Genomic DNA, 16481 nt, shown 5'->3' with positions numbered 1-16481 from the left:
GTCGTGAGAAAACAGGGGGCAAGGGATGTTGCTAAAGAAAATTCGTGGTCGTCAGTTGTCAGCGCTGAGTTTGTGCCTGGCAGTGACGTTTGCTCCACTGTTCACCGCACAGGCCGACGAGCCTGAAATGGTACCGACTGACAGTTCTGCGACGATAGGCGCACAGCCAACGTCGTTGTCGCAGCCGCTGGATCAGTCGCCCGCGACGGCCATTATGGCCGGTATTAAGCCGCTACCTGAAGGTATCGACACAGAATCTCTTCGTCAGCAGCTCCAGTCCGGGCTGCCATCCGGCTACACGCCTGCTTATATTAACCAGCTCACGCTGCTTTATGCCGCGCGCGATATGAAACCGATGTGGGAAAATCGCGAGGCGGTACGAGCCTTCCAGCAACAGCTGGCAGAAGTGGCGATTGCCGGTTTTCAGCCACAGTTTACCACCTGGGTTGAACGCCTGACCGACCCTGCCGTGACGGGCCTGGCGCGGGATGTTGTGCTCTCCGATGCCATGATGGGCTACCTCCAGTTTGTGGCGGGGATCCCGGTGAATGGCAACCGCTGGTTATACAGTGACAAACCGTACAAACTGGCGACGCCTGCGCTGTCGGTCATTAACCAGTGGCAACTGGCGCTGGACAATGGCGAGCTGCCGCGTTTTATCGCCAGCCTTGCCCCGGCACATCCACAATATGCAACGATGCATCAATCGTTACTTGCGCTGGTGGCTGATTCCCGGCCGTGGCCGCAGTTACGGGGAACGGGATCGCTTCGTCCGGGGCAGTGGAGCAGCGATGTTCCGGCACTGCGTGAGATCCTTCGCCGTTCAGGCATTCTGAACGGCGGGCCAAAAATTGCGCTGCCTGGCGATGACCCGCAAGGCGTTGTTGTCAGCCCCTCCGCAGCGGCGAAAGAGACGAAAACGGTAGCGCTTAGCGATAAACCGGCGGCTTACGACCGCGAACTGGTGGCGGCGGTTAAGCAGTTCCAGGCCGCTCAGGGATTAGGGGATGACGGTGTGATCGGTCAGTCAACGCGTGACTGGCTGAATGTCTCTCCTGCACAGCGAGCCGGGGTGCTGGCGCTGAATATCCAGCGTTTGCGTTTGCTGCCGGGTACGTTATCTACAGGCATCATGGTCAATATTCCCGCTTACTCCCTGGTTTATTACCAGAACGGTAGCGAAGTGCTGGCCTCGCGGGTGATTGTCGGGCGTCCTGACCGCAAAACGCCGTTGATGAGCAGCGCGCTGAATAACGTGGTGGTTAACCCTCCGTGGAACGTGCCACCAACGCTGGCGCGTAAAGACATTCTGCCTAAGGTCTGGAACGACCCGGGGTATCTGGAACGTCATGGGTACACGGTGATGCGAGGCTGGAACAGCAAAGAGGCGATTGATCCTTCGATGGTAGACTGGTCGACCATTACGGCATCTAATCTACCGTTCCGTTTCCAGCAGGCTCCTGGCGCGCGCAATTCGCTGGGACGCTATAAATTCAACATGCCGAGCTCAGAAGCGATTTATCTGCACGATACGCCGAACCACAATTTGTTCCAGAAAGATACGCGAGCACTTAGCTCCGGTTGCGTGCGCGTGAATAAAGCGTCGGAACTGGCGAATATGCTGTTGCAGGATGCGGGCTGGAACGATACGCGTATCTCCGATGCCTTGAAACAAGGAGATACACGTTACGTCAATATTCGACACAACATTCCCGTCAATCTTTACTACCTGACGGCATTTGTTGGCGAAGATGGACGTACCCAGTATCGTACAGATATTTACAATTATGATCTCACTGCGCGATCGGGCGCACAAATTTTGTCAAAAGCTGAACAATTAATCAGGTAAATGAAGTAGTTCGGGAAAATGGGGTGTCGTAAGTTATGGCGAATACGCGGCAATATGGCTGGAGGCCGCGTATTTGCTGGGGTTGGGTGCCTTGACGTAGTGGCCTTTGCCAGTTAAGGTGCCCTTCGTGCGCTAAGCATATATACGATAAACATTGACCTGTAGACCTGATTATCATGGACAAATTTGACGCTAATCGCCGCAAACTGCTGGCGTTAGGTGGTGTTGCGCTTGGCGCAGCGGCCATCTTGCCGACGCCAGCATTTGCCACCCTCTCGACACCTCGTCCGCGTATTTTAACGCTCAACAATCTTCATACCGGTGAGTCGCTAAAAGCGGAGTTCTTCGATGGCAGAGGCTATATTCAGGATGAATTAGCAAGACTAAACCATTTTTTCCGTGATTTCCGCGCGAATAAAATAAAAGCCATCGACCCAGGATTATTTGATCAGTTGTTCCGCCTTCAGGGCCTGCTGGGTACCAGCAAGCCGGTACAGCTCGTTTCTGGCTATCGTTCCATTGATACCAATAACGAACTGCGTGCCCACAGTCGCGGGGTAGCGAAAAAAAGCTATCACACGAAGGGACAGGCAATGGACTTCCATATTGAAGGTGTTTCGTTAGCCAATATTCGCAAAGCTGCGTTATCTATGCGCGCAGGTGGTGTAGGATATTACCCTAGCAGCAACTTTGTGCATATTGATACCGGTCCAGTTCGGCACTGGTAATAACGAAACACAGGAGCAGTATGAACTATCGTATTATTCCGGTTACCGCGTTCTCCCAGAATTGTTCATTAATCTGGTGCGAGCAAACCAAACTGGCCGCGCTTGTCGATCCCGGCGGTGACGCTGAGAAAATCAAGCAGGAAGTCGCCGCCAGTGGTGTAACGCTGATGCAGATTTTGCTGACGCATGGTCATCTCGACCACGTTGGCGCAGCGGCAGAGCTGGCGCAGCACTATGGTGTGCCGGTGATTGGCCCGGAAAAAGAAGATGAGTTCTGGCTGCAGGGTTTACCCGCCCAAAGCCGCATGTTTGGTCTTGATGAGTGTCTGCCGTTGACGCCCGATCGTTGGCTGAACGAAGGAGATCGCATTAACGTAGGGAATGTGACTTTACAGGTGTTGCATTGTCCTGGACACACGCCAGGCCATATCGTCTTCTTTGATGACCAGTCTCGTCTGCTGATTTCCGGCGATGTGATTTTCAAAGGTGGGGTAGGACGCAGTGATTTCCCGCGCGGCGATCACGGGCAGTTGATTCAGTCGATTAAACAGAAGTTATTGCCGCTGGGTGACGACGTGACGTTTATCTCTGGGCATGGCCCGATGTCGACGCTGGGTTATGAACGATTACATAACCCGTTCCTTCAGGATGAAATGCCTGTCTGGTAAATCTGAATGAGATAAAAAAAGCCTGCATGATGCAGGCTTTTTTGTGGGTGCAAATTACAGCACTGCGACAATCGCTTCGCACAGGGGAGCCATATTGTCCGGCGTCATGCCTGCAACGTTCACACGACCAGAGGCCACAGCATACACACCAAACTCTTCACGCAGACGCAGAACCTGTTCTTTTGTCAGGCCGCTGAAAGAGAACATGCCGTTCTGTTTGATGATGAAGCTGAAGTCACGGTCAGCCCCTTTCTCTGCCAGGGTGTTCACGAACAGCAAGCGCATACGCTGAATGCGTTGACGCATATCGTTCAGCTCTTGTTCCCAGATAGCGCGCAGCGCGTCATTGCTCAGGATCGTCGCAACGACAGATGCACCGTGTGCTGGTGGGTTAGAGTAGTTGGCGCGGATCACAGACTTCATCTGGCTGAACGCACGGTCAACGGTCTGCTCGTCAGCGGCGACCAGCGTACAGGCACCTACGCGCTCATTGTACAGGCCAAAGTTCTTGGAATAAGAGCTCGCAACAATCAGCTCCTGATGCACGGCCGCGAACGCGCGCAGACCTTCTGCATCTTCTTCCAGACCACGAGCAAAGCCCTGGTATGCGAAGTCGAACAGTGGCAGCCAGCCTTTTTCAACGGACAGTTTAGCCAGTTGAGTCCATTGCGCCAGCGTCGGATCGATACCGGTTGGGTTATGGCAGCAACCGTGGAACAGCACCACGTCGCCCGCCTGGGCTTCGCTCAGGCTTGCCAGCAGGCCATCGAAGTCCAGAGCGTGGTTTGCCGCATCGTAATAGGCATATTCGCGCACTTCCAGACCTGCAGAGTTAAAGACGCTCTTGTGGTTCGGCCAGCTCGGGTTGCTTACCCACACACGCTTAACAGCGGTGTTTTTCGCAAGGAAATCCGCCGCAACGCGCAGTGCACCGGTACCGCCAGGGGTTTGTGCTGTGCGAGCGCGTTTGCTGCTCACAATTGCGCTGCCTTTACCGAACAGCAGTTCCTGAGTGCAACGACCAAATTCAGGGATACCATCAATACCGAGGTAGTTTTTGGTGGTTTCATTTTCCAGCAAATACTGCTCAGCTTTTTTAACGCTGGTCAGTACCGGAGTTTTGCCGGTTTCATCTTTATATACACCAATACCCAGGTTGATTTTGCCAGGGCGGTCGTCGGCACGAAACAGATCGGCCAGGCCCAGAATAGGGTCGGCAGGAGCGGCGGTAATGTTCTCAAACATGACGAAGTTCCATTGTGATGACAGAAGTGAAATCCGCTATCAGGTTAACGGTAGATTTACAAAATGCCAACCGTTTGCGACGAAAAGCGTGCGGCTTTTCAAAAGTCGCCATTTTTTACTATCAGGCATAAAAAAAACAGGGCCGAAGCCCTGTTCATTAAGCATATAACAAAGTGGTGTACTGATTAGAACTGGTAAGTCACACCAACAGCTGCCATGTCGTCGTTGCCGTTCAGGCCGCCAACGGTTTCAGCGTATGCAGTGTCTTTGTCCAGCAGGTTGATGTAGTAGTCAGCCCACACGTTGAAGTTTTTGTTGAAGTAGTAAGTTGCGCCAACCTGGACGAATTTAGCCAGATCTGCATCACCACCTTTGAAGGTACCTTTAGAGTTGGTCACGCCAGCCAGGTCTTTACCTTTGGTCTGAACGTAGGAGATTGCAGGACGCAGACCGAAGTCGAACTGGTACTGAGCAACGATTTCGAAGTTCTGAGTTTTGTTCGCGAAGCCAGCGTCACCGTCAGTACCGGTACGGGTGGTGTTGCGGGTTTCAGCATAGGTGGTTGCCAGGTAGATGTTGTTGGCGTCATATTTCAGACCCAGACCCCATGCTTCAGCTTTGTCGCCTTCACCGTCAGCTTTTTGTTTCAGAGTACGGTTAGCGTTGCTGTAAGATGCGATTGCACCGAAGCCTTCGCCGAAGTTGTAACCCAGAGAGTAACCTACGCCGTCACCGTTAGCGGTTTTAACGTCAGTACGGTCGTTTTTACCCTGGTACTGAATACCCATGCTCAGACCGTCAACCAGACCGAAGAAATCGCTGTTACGGTAGGTCAGCAGGCCGGTGCTACGGCTGGTCATGAAGTTATCAACATAGTTACCGCCCCAGGTCATACCGGAGAAGGACGGAGCCATATCGGTGTAAGATTCTACGTCGTATACGATACCGTAGTTACGACCGTAGTCGATGCTGCCAGCGTCACCCGCTTTCAGACCTGCGAAGGCCAGACGGTTTTTGTTTGACTGAGCAGTACCTTCAGCCTGGTTCGCCATGAAGCGGTATTCCCACTGGCCATAACCGGTCAACTGGTCGTTGATCTGAGTTTCGCCTTTGAAACCAAGCTGCGCATAAGTTGCGTCGTTGTTGTTGGTGTTGTCACCAGAGGTCACGAAATCGTGCTCGGCGTTAACTTTACCGTAGAAGTCCAGTTTGTTGCCGTTTTTGTTATAGATTTCTGCAGCGTTAGCTGCACCGGCTACCAGCAGGGCAGGGATAACCACTGCCAGGATATTGCGCTTCATCATTATTTATTACCCTCATTGGTTTTTTTATGACACTCGCCACTGCCGTCAATAAATTCTGTCAATAAATATTTCCGGAACTATTGATGAGAGTTTGGTGTCTTTATGTATCTGACAGGCATCTTTCCATTCATAGAACCGTTTCGCTAGCCTGAAAATGCTACAATCCTCAAGATTGGGTAACAAAAAGAAATTATATGTAACTAAATGTGTATTTTAGGGAACTTTGTGAACCATCTCAAATTTCAGAACTAGTTGGCTAATTAAACGACGTGTTTATTGCTATCTATATGAATTGCTTATATTTAATTTGGCTAAAGGCAATTCCTATAAACAGAAGCTAAACGACTCATTTTTTCTTATGATCTTATTCAGCCTTCTGGATGGCTATGAATTCGGTTGAATTTTGTGCTAAAGAATCAGAGATGGATTAACTGCAATAAGAGTATGGTTTATTTTTTGTTCACAGATATTTCACGGAAACAAAACGTAACAGGTAGTGGTTATGACGGGGTTGTGGTTTAAAGATGCTGACTTTGAACTGACGAAAATTGACAATGCAGAATAAAATAATGGCCAGTAGAAACTGGCCATTTTAAATTGCGCGGGGATTAGAAGGTCGCGCTGCGTGGCGTACGTGGGAACGGAATAACGTCACGGACGTTCTGAACACCAGTCACATAGGCAATCAGACGTTCGAAGCCCAGACCGAAACCAGAGTGTGGAACGGTGCCGTAGCGGCGCAGATCGCGGTACCACCAGTAGTCTTCTTTATTAAGACCCATTTCCGCCATACGTGCATCCAGCACATCCAGACGCTCTTCACGCTGTGAACCACCGATGATTTCACCAATGCCCGGAGCCAGTACGTCCATCGCGGCAACGGTTTTACCGTCTTCGTTAAGGCGCATATAGAAGGCTTTGATGTCTTTCGGGTAGTTTTTCACGACAACCGGCGCTTTGAAGTGCTTCTCTGCGAGATAGCGTTCATGCTCGGAAGCCAGGTCAACACCCCAGTAAACCGGGTTATCAAATTTCTCACCGCATTTTTCAAGGATTGCCACCGCGTCGGTGTAATCAACCTGCGCGAAGTCGGCAGAGACGAAACGTTCCAGACGAGCAACCGCATCGCTGTCTACGCGCTCAGCGAAGAATTTCATGTCATCAGCGCGTTCTTCAAGCACCGCTTTGAAGACATATTTCAGCATCGCTTCTGCCAGACCTGCCACGTCGTCCAGGTTGGCGAATGCCACTTCTGGCTCCAGCATCCAGAATTCCGCCAGGTGACGGCTGGTGTTAGAGTTTTCCGCACGGAACGTTGGGCCGAAGGTGTAGATCTTCGACAGCGCACAGGCATAGGTTTCGCCGTTGAGCTGGCCGGAGACCGTCAGGAAGGACTCTTTACCAAAGAAATCTTTGTCATAGTCCACTTTCCCTTCCGGTGTCCGCGGCAGGTTTTCCATATCCAGCGTAGAAACGCGGAACATTTCGCCAGCACCTTCGGTATCGGAGGCGGTGATCAGTGGGGTCGACACCCAGAAGTAGCCCTGCTCGTCGAAGAAGCGGTGCAGCGCTTGTGCCAGAGTATGGCGGACGCGAGCAACCGCACCAATCAGGTTGGTACGCGGACGCAGGTGCGCGACTTCACGCAGGTACTCGATACTGTGGCGTTTTGCCGCCATCGGGTAGGTGTCCGGATCTTCAACCCAGCCAGTCACTTCAATCGCAGATGCCTGAATTTCGAAACTCTGACCCTGACCAGGAGAGGCAACAACAACCCCGGTGACAATAACGGAGCAGCCCGTTGTCAGGTGCAGAACGTCATCATTGTAATTGGGCAGAGAATTATTAATGACGGCCTGTACAGGATCAAAGCAGGAACCGTCATAGACGGCGAGGAAGGAGATGCCAGCTTTAGAATCTCGACGAGTACGCACCCATCCGCGCACGGTGACTTCTTGGTCAACGGCGACACGGCCCTGGAGTACGTCGGCTACAGGCACAACGCTCATAATATTCTCTCTGTTAATAGTCGGAAAAAATAAACACTTGTCCGCCCTTACATGGGGGGATATCTATGTTACCTGGCATCTGCCATCAGACAAGCAGATTTCGCAGTCAAAAGAGAAGAAATCGGAAATAAATAAGAGAAGGGGAGCCTGCAAGGCTCCCGAGGGGGATTAACTGGCTTTTTTTATCTGCGGTAAGTCGAAGGCTTTACGCAAAGCACGCACAAATGCTTTATCGTGGCAGATGGTTTTACCCGGGCTGTCGGAGAGCTTCGCGACAGGCTTGCCGTTACATTCCACCAGTTTTATCACGATGTTCAGAGGTTTCACCTGGGGGATGTCACAGGTCAAACGGGTACCAATCCCGAAACTCAGGTTCACTCTTGAGGCGAAATGACGATAGAGGTCGACCGCTTTTGCTAAATCGAGATTATCGGAGAAGACCAGCACTTTGCTCATCGGGTCAATACCCAGTTTCTTGTAGTGGGCTATCGCTTTTTCACCCCATTCAACCGGGTCTCCGGAGTCATGGCGTAGACCCTGATAACGCTCAGCAAACTCAGGGCCAAAGTCCCGCAGGAAAGCATCCATCGTAATGCAGTCGGTGAGGGCAATTCCCAGCTGATTCGGGTACTCTTCCAGCCATGCGGCCAATGCAGCACGCTGGCTGTTAGCCAGATCGGGGCTGATTTGCTGGTGGGCCTGGAACCATTCGTGCGCCTGGGTACCCATTGGCGTCAGGTTCAGGCGGCGGGCAAGATCGTAGTTACTGGTGCCAACGAACCAGGGCTCTTGCTGCAGACGCTCAACGATAGCCTGCTGAACGTCGCGCGAGAAGCGGCGGCGCGTGCCAAAGTCCATCAACCGGAACCGGGATATATCCAGCCCTTCGGTTAACTGCGAGAACTCAACCAGTTTATTCTCCAGCGAGGCGAGCGCCTGCTCAACGCCCATCTCCGGAGAGCGGTAGCGGTGAGCCAACTCACTGATCACCGCCAGAAGCGGCACTTCCCACATGATCACTTCACGCCACGGACCTTCAAGGCGAATATTCAGCTTACCGTTATCATTGGTGACGATGACCTGCTCCGGCTTATAGCGAAAATCGCGCAGCCAGTTCAGATAGTCAGCTTTAAAGAAAGGCAGGCCGGAAAGCCACTGATATTCGTCGTCCTGCAGCGTCAGGTGCTGCATAGCATCGACCTGTTCACGAATAGAGTCTGCGTAGATACCCAGCAAGTCGTCGCCCCGACAGCGGAATTCCGCCGCGACATGGACATGATAATAATGGTGGAAAACGGCTTGCTGCATATGCAGTTTATACGCGTCGGTATCCAGCAACGTATGCAGAACAGGAGAAGCGAATTGAGTCATAGGTGCGCAGTAGCATCCTCTCACAGGAGCGTTTAGTACAATAAACAACTCCGGAGTATACCTTGTTTAGTGATTTATTGAACCCCGATCACAACATAAGCTGCCTTTATGGTCGAGGGCATTTTGTGCCCCATGTTATAAAAATGTAGCGAAAAAAGGTGCTTGCACCTGAAAAGATGAACATTCTGCATAGCGCGTTTTACACAACAGGAATATATTGAATCGTTACTCGACAAACGATGCATAAGGTTTTCTATGACACAACAGCCACAAGCCAAATACCGCCACGACTACCGTGCGCCGGATTACCTGATTAGCGATATCGATCTGACTTTTGACCTGGATGCCACAAAAACCGTTGTAACGGCGGTAAGCCAGGTGACGCGCCACAGCGCGACGGCCGTCCCGCTGCGTCTTGATGGTGAAGATCTGACGTTGGTTTCCCTGCACATTAATGATGAAGCGTGGTCTGACTATAAAGAAGAAGACAACCAGCTGGTTATTAACAACTTGCCGGAACACTTTACGCTGCGCATCGTGAATGAAATCAGCCCCGCCGCGAACACTGCGCTGGAAGGGCTTTACCAGTCCGGTGTGGCGCTGTGTACTCAGTGTGAAGCGGAAGGTTTCCGCCACATCACCTGGTATCTGGATCGTCCGGATGTGCTGGCGCGCTTTACCACCAAAATTATCGCTGATAAAACTCTCTATCCCTTCCTGCTCTCCAACGGTAACCGTGTAGGTGAAGGCGAGCTGGAAAATGGTCGTCACTGGGTACAGTGGCAGGATCCGTTCCCGAAACCGTGTTACCTGTTTGCGCTGGTGGCCGGTGATTTTGACGTGCTGCGCGATACCTTCAAGACCCGTTCCGGCCGCGATGTGGCGCTGGAGTTGTTTGTTGACCGTGGTAACCTCGACCGTGCGCCGTGGGCGATGACGTCGCTGATTAATTCCATGAAGTGGGACGAAGAGCGCTTTGGCCTCGAATACGATCTCGATATCTATATGATCGTCGCCGTCGACTTCTTCAACATGGGCGCGATGGAGAATAAAGGGCTTAACATCTTCAACTCCAAATATGTGCTGGCGCGTACCGATACCGCAACCGATAAAGATTATCTCGATATCGAACGTGTTATCGGCCATGAGTATTTCCATAACTGGACCGGTAACCGTGTGACCTGCCGCGACTGGTTCCAGTTGAGCCTGAAAGAGGGCTTAACCGTCTTCCGTGACCAGGAGTTCAGCTCCGATCTGGGGTCGCGTGCGGTGAACCGTATTAACAACGTCCGTACCATGCGTGGTCTGCAGTTTGCGGAAGATGCCAGCCCAATGGCACACCCGATCCGCCCGGATAAAGTCATCGAGATGAACAACTTCTACACCCTGACGGTGTATGAAAAAGGATCTGAAATTATCCGCATGATCCACACCCTGCTCGGCGAAGAGAATTTCCAGAAAGGGATCCAGCTCTATTTCGAGCGTCACGACGGCAGCGCAGCCACCTGTGACGACTTTGTGCAGGCGATGGAAGACGCGTCTAACGTCGATCTCTCTCACTTCCGCCGCTGGTACAGCCAGGCCGGTACGCCCGTTGTGACCGTCAAAGATGATTACAACCCGGAAACCGAGCATTACACCCTGACTATCAGCCAGCGCACGCCGCCAACGGCTGAGCAGGAAGAGAAACATCCGCTGCACATCCCGTTCAGCATTGAACTGTACGATAACGAAGGTAAAGTGATCCCCCTGCAGAAGGGCGGTCATCCGGTACATCATGTACTGAACGTGACCCAGGCAGAGCAGACCTTTATCTTTGATAACGTCTACTTCCAGCCGGTGCCAGCGCTGCTGTGCGAATTCTCCGCACCGGTGAAACTGGAGTACAAGTGGAGCGATCAACAGCTGACGTTCCTGATGCGTCACGCGCGCAACGACTTCTCTCGCTGGGATGCGGCACAAAGTCTGCTGGCGACCTACATCAAGCTGAACGTGAACCGCCATCAACAGGGTCAGCCGCTGTCTCTGCCTGTGCATGTTGCTGACGCGTTCCGCGCTATTCTGCTGGATGAGAAGATTGACCCGGCGCTGGCGGCTGAAATTCTGACGTTGCCTTCTGCGAGCGAAATCGCTGAACTGTTCGAAATTATCGACCCGATTGCTATCGTGGCGGTGCGTGAAGCGTTGACCCGTACGCTGGCGACCGAGCTGGCAGACGAATTCCTGGCGATTTACAACGCCAACAAGCTGGATGAGTATCGCGTGGAACATGCTGATATCGGCAAACGTTCCCTGCGCAACACCTGCCTGCGCTATCTGGCCTTCGGTGAAGTGGAACTGGCAAACACGCTGGTGAGCAAGCAGTACCACGAAGCCGATAACATGACCGATGCCCTGGCGGCTCTGGCTGCAAGCGTTGCCGCTGAGTTGCCGTGCCGTGATGCGCTGATGCAGGAGTACGATGACAAATGGCACCAGGATGGTCTGGTAATGGACAAGTGGTTCATTCTGCAGTCTACCAGCCCGTCTGCCGATGTTCTGAGTACCGTACGCAGTCTGTTAAAGCACCGCTCCTTCACCATGAGCAACCCGAACCGCGTGCGTTCCCTGATTGGTGCGTTTGCCAGCAGCAACCCGGCAGCTTTCCACGCAGAAGATGGCAGCGGTTATCAGTTCATGGTAGAGATGCTGACCGAGCTGAACAGCCGTAACCCGCAGGTGGCGTCTCGTCTGATTGAGCCGCTGATCCGTCTGAAACGCTACGATGCGAAGCGTCAGGCGAAAATGCGTGCCGCGCTTGAGCAACTGAAAGGGCTGGAAAATCTGTCTGGCGATCTGTTTGAGAAGATCACCAAGGCACTGGCCTGATATAAAAGTTAACCCTCCCTCTCCCTGTGGGAGAGGGATGGGGTGAGGGCATCAGGCATTAGCTTTCACTCGCTGTAACTCAGTTTCTCCACGCTTCATCACTCTATCCAGCACTTCCGCTTCCAGCTCTGCCAGTCTTGCTGACCCCACGCGACGTGGGCGCGGAATATCGACAGTCAGATCCAGCCCAATTTTTCCCTCCTCTATCAGCAGTACGCGGTCGGCCATCGCCACGGCTTCGCTGACATCATGCGTCACCAGCAATACCGTAAATCCGTGCTCCTGCCATAAAGAGACAATCAAATCCTGCATGTCGATACGCGTCAGGGCGTCGAGTGCCCCAAGCGGTTCATCCAGCAGCAGCAGGCCAGGGCGATGAATCAGTGCCCGCGCCAGCGCCACGCGCTGTTTTTGTCCGCCTGATAATGCTGCGGGCCATTCACCCGCGCGATTTTCCAGCCCAACGGTGGTCAGCGCCTGCCTGGCCTCTTCCCGCCAGTTGCCTTTCAGACCCAGCCCGACGTTGTCGATAACCGTTTTCCACGGCAGCAGGCGTGCGTCCTGAAACATCATGCGGGTATCGTCCTGAATATTCGCCAGCGGTGTCGTGCCCGCCAGAATCTCCCCGCCGTTGGGAGTCTCCAGACCGGCCAGCAGGCGCAGCAAAGTGCTTTTTCCGCCGCCGCTACGACCGACAACGGCCACAAATTGCCCGGCGGGAATATGCAGATCCAGTGCATTAAGAATGGTGTTTTCACCGTAGCGTTTAGTGACGCCATTCAACAGCAGCGGTGTCCCCTGATTCAGTCGGGCAGTATTCATGCTCTGGCCTCCAGAGTGGTATAAGCCGGGTTCCAGCGCAGCCAGCTACGCTCCAGCCACTGGGCGCTGACGTCGGCGAGTTTGCCGAGCAGGGCATAAAGAATGATGGCGACCACCACCACGTCCGTTTGCAGGAACTCGCGGGCGTTCATCGCCAGATAACCAATACCGGAGTTGGCCGAGATAGTTTCAGCCACGATCAGCGTTAGCCACATCAGGCCGAGTGCGAAACGCACGCCAACCATAACAGAAGGCAGAGCACCCGGCAGGATCACATGAATAAAGAGGGCTAAACCGGATAAACCGTAGCTGCGCGCCATCTCCACCAGCCCGCGATCGATACTGCGGATCCCGTGCCAGGTATTGATATAAATGGGGAACAGCGTCCCCAGCGCCACAAGAAAAATCTTGGCGCTTTCATCAATGCCAAACCACAAAATGACCAGCGGGATCAATGCCAGATGTGGCACGTTACGCAGCATCTGAATGGAGGTGTCCAGTAACCGTTCTCCCCAGCGGGAAAGGCCGCTGATAAGGCCGAGGATCAGGCCGATACTTCCGCCAATTGAAAAGCCAATCACGGCACGCCACGAACTGATAGCCAGGTGCTGCCACAGCTCTCCGCTCATGCTCAGCGTCCAAAACGCTTCTACAACGCCCTCCGGAGAGGGCAGAATGCGGCTCGACAGCCAGCCGGTTGAGGAGGCCAGTTGCCATAGCACCACAATACCGACGGGTAAAAACCAGGGGGCAGCACGCAGCAGCCATTTTTGCGCGGTGGCAGACATAGGTGCTCCTTAGCTTTGTGCTGCTTTTCGCGGAATAAACTCGTTGGCGACCGCTTCGCCCTGAAGCTGGAGCGAACGAGGCTGCGGAATTTCCGGGATGGCGACATCCAGATGCGGGAACAACAGCTCGCCCACGTTGTACGCCTCTTCCAGATGCGGGTAACCAGAGAGAATAAAGCTGTCGATACCCAGCTCAGCGTACTCATTAATCCGCGCCGCGACGGTTGGGCCATCGCCCACCAGTGCGGTACCTGCACCGCCGCGAACCAGGCCCACACCTGCCCACAGATTGGGGCTGATTTCCAGATCCTCGCGCTTACCGTTATGCAATGACGCCATCCGGTGCTGCCCCACGGAATCGGTTTTGGCGAAGGCGGCCTGCGCCCTGGCAATGGTGTCCTCATCCAGGTGCGAGATAAGCCGGTCGGCCGCCAGCCAGGCTTCTGCATTTGTTTCACGCACAATCACGTGCAGGCGAATACCAAAACGCACCTTGCGACCATGAGCTGCTGCTTTGGCGCGTACCTGAGCTATTTTTTCTTTAACCAGTTCAGGTGGTTCGCCCCAGGTCAAATAGAGATCAACCTGCTCAGCGGCCAGATCCTGCGCCACATCGGAAGAACCGCCAAAGTAGAGCGGCGGGCGCGGCTGTTGTACCGGCGGAAAGTAGAGTTTTGCATCGCGAACATGCACATGTTTACCTTCAAAGGTGACGGTTTCGCCTTCAAGCAGACGTCGCCAGACGCGGGTGAACTCGGCGGATGCTTCATAGCGTTCCGTGTGATCGAGGAACACACCGTCGCCCGCCAGCTCCTGGGGATCGCTTCCCGTGACCAGGTTAAACAGCGCCCGCCCGTTGGAGAGCCGGTCGAGCGTGGCGGCCTGACGTGCTGCCACGGTAGGGGAGACCACGCCAGGACGCAGCGCGACCAGGAATTTCAAACGCTGAGTCACCGGGATCATCGATGCAGCGACCAGCCAGGCATCCTCGCAGGAGCGTCCGGTGGGGATCAGCACGCCGGTAAAACCGATCCTGTCCGCTGCCTGGGCAATCTGTTGCAGATAAGCGTGATCAACCGGGCGGGAACCCTCTTCTGTGCCAAGATAGTGTCCATCACCGTGGGTGGGTAAAAACCAGAAAAGATTCAGACTCATAATTGGGTTCCTTCAGTGCCAGCGGGTTGCCAGATACGTTCGCGAATGTTCACCTGCTTTGGAACGAGGTGATTTTGATAAAAGAGATCGGCGGTTTGTTGCTGGAGTGCAGCAACATGTGCGTCCACAGGGCGGATAGTGGTGATGGGGCGGTGGTCAAGATAGCTGGCGATCACTGGCTCAGGTAATCCCATGCTTTTTGCCAGCAGAGTTATACTCTCCTGCCGCTGGCTTTGCGTCAGGGCATCGGCCTGCGTAAAGGTATCGAGGACGCCCTGGATAAAAGCACCATTCTTTTCTGCATACGGACGCGCGGCGAGGTAGAACGAGCCGGTCTGTTTCAGCGTGGTACCATCCTTTAACACCCGCACACCACCCTGCAGTAATGCGGCGGAATAGTACGGATCCCAGATAGCCCAGGCATCTACGTTACCTTGCTGGAATGCGGCGCGCGCATCGGCAGGTGTCAGATAGACGGGCTGAATGTCGGTGAACTTCAGCCCGGCTTCCTGCAGGGCGCGTAGCAGCAGGTTGTGCGAGCTGGAACCTTTCTGGAATGCCACTTTGTGGCCCTTGAGTTCCGCAACGTTCTTAATCGCGCTATTTTCAGGAACCAGTATCACTTCCGCTTTCGGTTTTGCAGGCTCAACACCCACGTAAACCAGATCGGCCCCGGCAGCCTGAGCAAAGATCGGCGGAATATCTCCGGTGCTGCCGAGGTCGATACTTCCGACGTTAAGCGCTTCGAGCATCTGCGGCCCTGCCGGGAACTCAACCCAGGAAAATGTTGTGCCCGGGAAGCGTTTTTCCAGAAGCTGATGATTTTTTGCCAGCACCATGCTGATGCTGCCTTTCTGGTAGCCGATGCGCAGACTTTCCGGTGCTGCATGAGCCAGCGACGAGAGGGCAATCAGACCTGCCAGCCCGATACGTGTCAGGGTGTTAAACATGTGCGACTCCTTGCGGCAGACCAAACGCAGGTGCCTGGATATCCCGGCGGTGCAGGGCATGCCAGAAGGTTTCCAGCGCACCATCGAGGCGGGTTTGTAGGTTCGGCGTAAAGTGAGGTTTGTGCTGGTAGTCGATAACCTGCGAGTCATCAGCGAAGACACCGTGCAGGATCTCCTGCGCTTTTAACGCGTTCAGTACCGGCTTCAGGGCGTAGTCCACCGCCAGCAAATGGGCAACTGTCCCGCCTGTTGCCAGCGGCAAAACCACCTTACCGTCCAGGGCGCGTTCAGGGAGCAGGTCGAGCAGGGTTTTCAGCGCGCCGGAAAAAGAGGCTTTATAAATGGGCGTCGCCACGATTAACCCGTCAGCGTCTTTGAGCTGTTCTGTCAGGGTTTTGAGTGCCGGGCTGTCAAAGCGCGCGTAGAGCAGATCTTCGGGTTCGAAGTTATGCAGGTTCCAGTGGCACACTTCCACATCCAGGGCATTGAGCTTTTCGCGGGCATATTCCAGTAGTGCGCTGGAACGAGAAGGAAAGCGAGGACTTCCTGCCAGGGTAATGACGCGCATGATTGCTCCTTATAACTAATTGTTTGCTTTTATCTAACATTGATAACAATTTTCAGGAGTGTGACATTGCGGGGTTATTCCACTAAATGATTTATATGAAATTTAAATGCAGAAAATTGCATAAGAAGTGTACGTAGAGGTAAACGATTGCGTTTT

13 protein-coding genes are annotated in these 16481 nt (G+C 53.6%); 4 read left to right on the top strand and 9 right to left on the bottom strand.

Going from position 1 to position 16481, the window contains the following annotated elements:
- Positions 1–25 precede the first annotated feature (25 nt).
- The 3 genes from ldtD (at position 26) to ACJ9N4_RS00565 (ending at position 3245) form a co-directional block, all read left to right on the top strand.
- Positions 26–1849, top strand: a complete 1824-nt coding sequence (gene ldtD, locus ACJ9N4_RS00575) for a L,D-transpeptidase (protein ID WP_196391076.1) — start codon at positions 26–28, stop codon at positions 1847–1849.
- 176 nt (positions 1850–2025) lie between these two features.
- On the top strand, positions 2026–2577 hold the full coding sequence (locus ACJ9N4_RS00570; protein WP_182274399.1) for a YcbK family protein: 552 nt from the start codon (positions 2026–2028) through the stop codon (positions 2575–2577).
- A 20-nt stretch (positions 2578–2597) separates the two neighbouring features.
- Positions 2598–3245: an MBL fold metallo-hydrolase gene (locus ACJ9N4_RS00565; protein ID WP_182274400.1), complete on the top strand. Its 648-nt coding sequence runs from the start codon at positions 2598–2600 to the stop codon at positions 3243–3245.
- Positions 3246–3299: 54 nt separating this feature from the next.
- Here ACJ9N4_RS00565 and ACJ9N4_RS00560 read toward each other — a convergent pair whose 3' ends face one another.
- The 4 genes from ACJ9N4_RS00560 to pncB form a co-directional block, all read right to left on the bottom strand.
- Positions 3300–4490, bottom strand: coding sequence for an amino acid aminotransferase (locus ACJ9N4_RS00560; protein ID WP_182274401.1), 1191 nt, complete (start codon positions 4488–4490; stop codon positions 3300–3302).
- A gap of 185 nt (positions 4491–4675) precedes the next feature.
- Entirely contained in the window at positions 4676–5794 is a 1119-nt protein-coding gene (locus ACJ9N4_RS00555) for a porin (protein ID WP_269475514.1), read from the bottom strand.
- A 608-nt stretch (positions 5795–6402) separates the two neighbouring features.
- Positions 6403–7803 (bottom strand): asparagine--tRNA ligase, encoded by a 1401-nt coding sequence (gene asnS / locus ACJ9N4_RS00550; protein ID WP_182274402.1) that lies wholly within the window; start codon positions 7801–7803, stop codon positions 6403–6405.
- A 168-nt stretch (positions 7804–7971) separates the two neighbouring features.
- Entirely contained in the window at positions 7972–9174 is a 1203-nt protein-coding gene (gene pncB / locus ACJ9N4_RS00545) for a nicotinate phosphoribosyltransferase (protein ID WP_182919720.1), read from the bottom strand.
- Positions 9175–9429: 255 nt separating this feature from the next.
- On the opposite strand from pncB, the gene pepN reads away from it, so the two are divergent.
- Entirely contained in the window at positions 9430–12042 is a 2613-nt protein-coding gene (pepN, locus tag ACJ9N4_RS00540) for an aminopeptidase N (RefSeq protein ID WP_182919721.1), read from the top strand.
- Positions 12043–12093: 51 nt separating this feature from the next.
- Here the strand turns inward: pepN and ssuB are convergent, their stop codons facing one another.
- Genes ssuB through ssuE form a run of 5 tightly spaced genes read right to left on the bottom strand, consistent with a single transcriptional unit; the run spans position 12094 to position 16325 of the window.
- Positions 12094–12864 (bottom strand): aliphatic sulfonates ABC transporter ATP-binding protein, encoded by a 771-nt coding sequence (gene ssuB, locus ACJ9N4_RS00535; protein ID WP_182274405.1) that lies wholly within the window; start codon positions 12862–12864, stop codon positions 12094–12096.
- Positions 12861–13652, bottom strand: coding sequence for an aliphatic sulfonate ABC transporter permease SsuC (gene ssuC, locus ACJ9N4_RS00530; protein ID WP_182274406.1), 792 nt, complete (start codon positions 13650–13652; stop codon positions 12861–12863). The genes ssuB and ssuC overlap by 4 nt, the downstream gene beginning before the upstream one ends.
- A 9-nt stretch (positions 13653–13661) precedes the next feature.
- The gene (ssuD, locus tag ACJ9N4_RS00525; RefSeq protein ID WP_182919722.1) at positions 13662–14807 is read right to left on the bottom strand and encodes an FMNH2-dependent alkanesulfonate monooxygenase; all 1146 of its coding nucleotides are present in this window, start codon (positions 14805–14807) and stop codon (positions 13662–13664) included.
- A complete protein-coding gene (locus tag ACJ9N4_RS00520; RefSeq protein ID WP_182274408.1) occupies positions 14804–15757 on the bottom strand; it encodes a sulfonate ABC transporter substrate-binding protein in 954 nt (317 codons plus the stop codon). The genes ssuD and ACJ9N4_RS00520 overlap by 4 nt, the downstream gene beginning before the upstream one ends.
- Positions 15750–16325, bottom strand: a complete 576-nt coding sequence (gene ssuE, locus ACJ9N4_RS00515) for an NADPH-dependent FMN reductase (RefSeq protein WP_182274409.1) — start codon at positions 16323–16325, stop codon at positions 15750–15752. The genes ACJ9N4_RS00520 and ssuE overlap by 8 nt, the downstream gene beginning before the upstream one ends.
- Positions 16326–16481: the final 156 nt, after the last annotated feature.

This window comes from Enterobacter sp. LM3, from assembly GCF_046622475.1.
Classification (GTDB): Bacteria; Pseudomonadota; Gammaproteobacteria; order Enterobacterales; family Enterobacteriaceae; genus Enterobacter; species Enterobacter cloacae_P.
The sequence above is the reverse complement of the archived record's forward strand: the minus strand, read 5'-3'. Positions and strand labels throughout refer to the sequence as shown.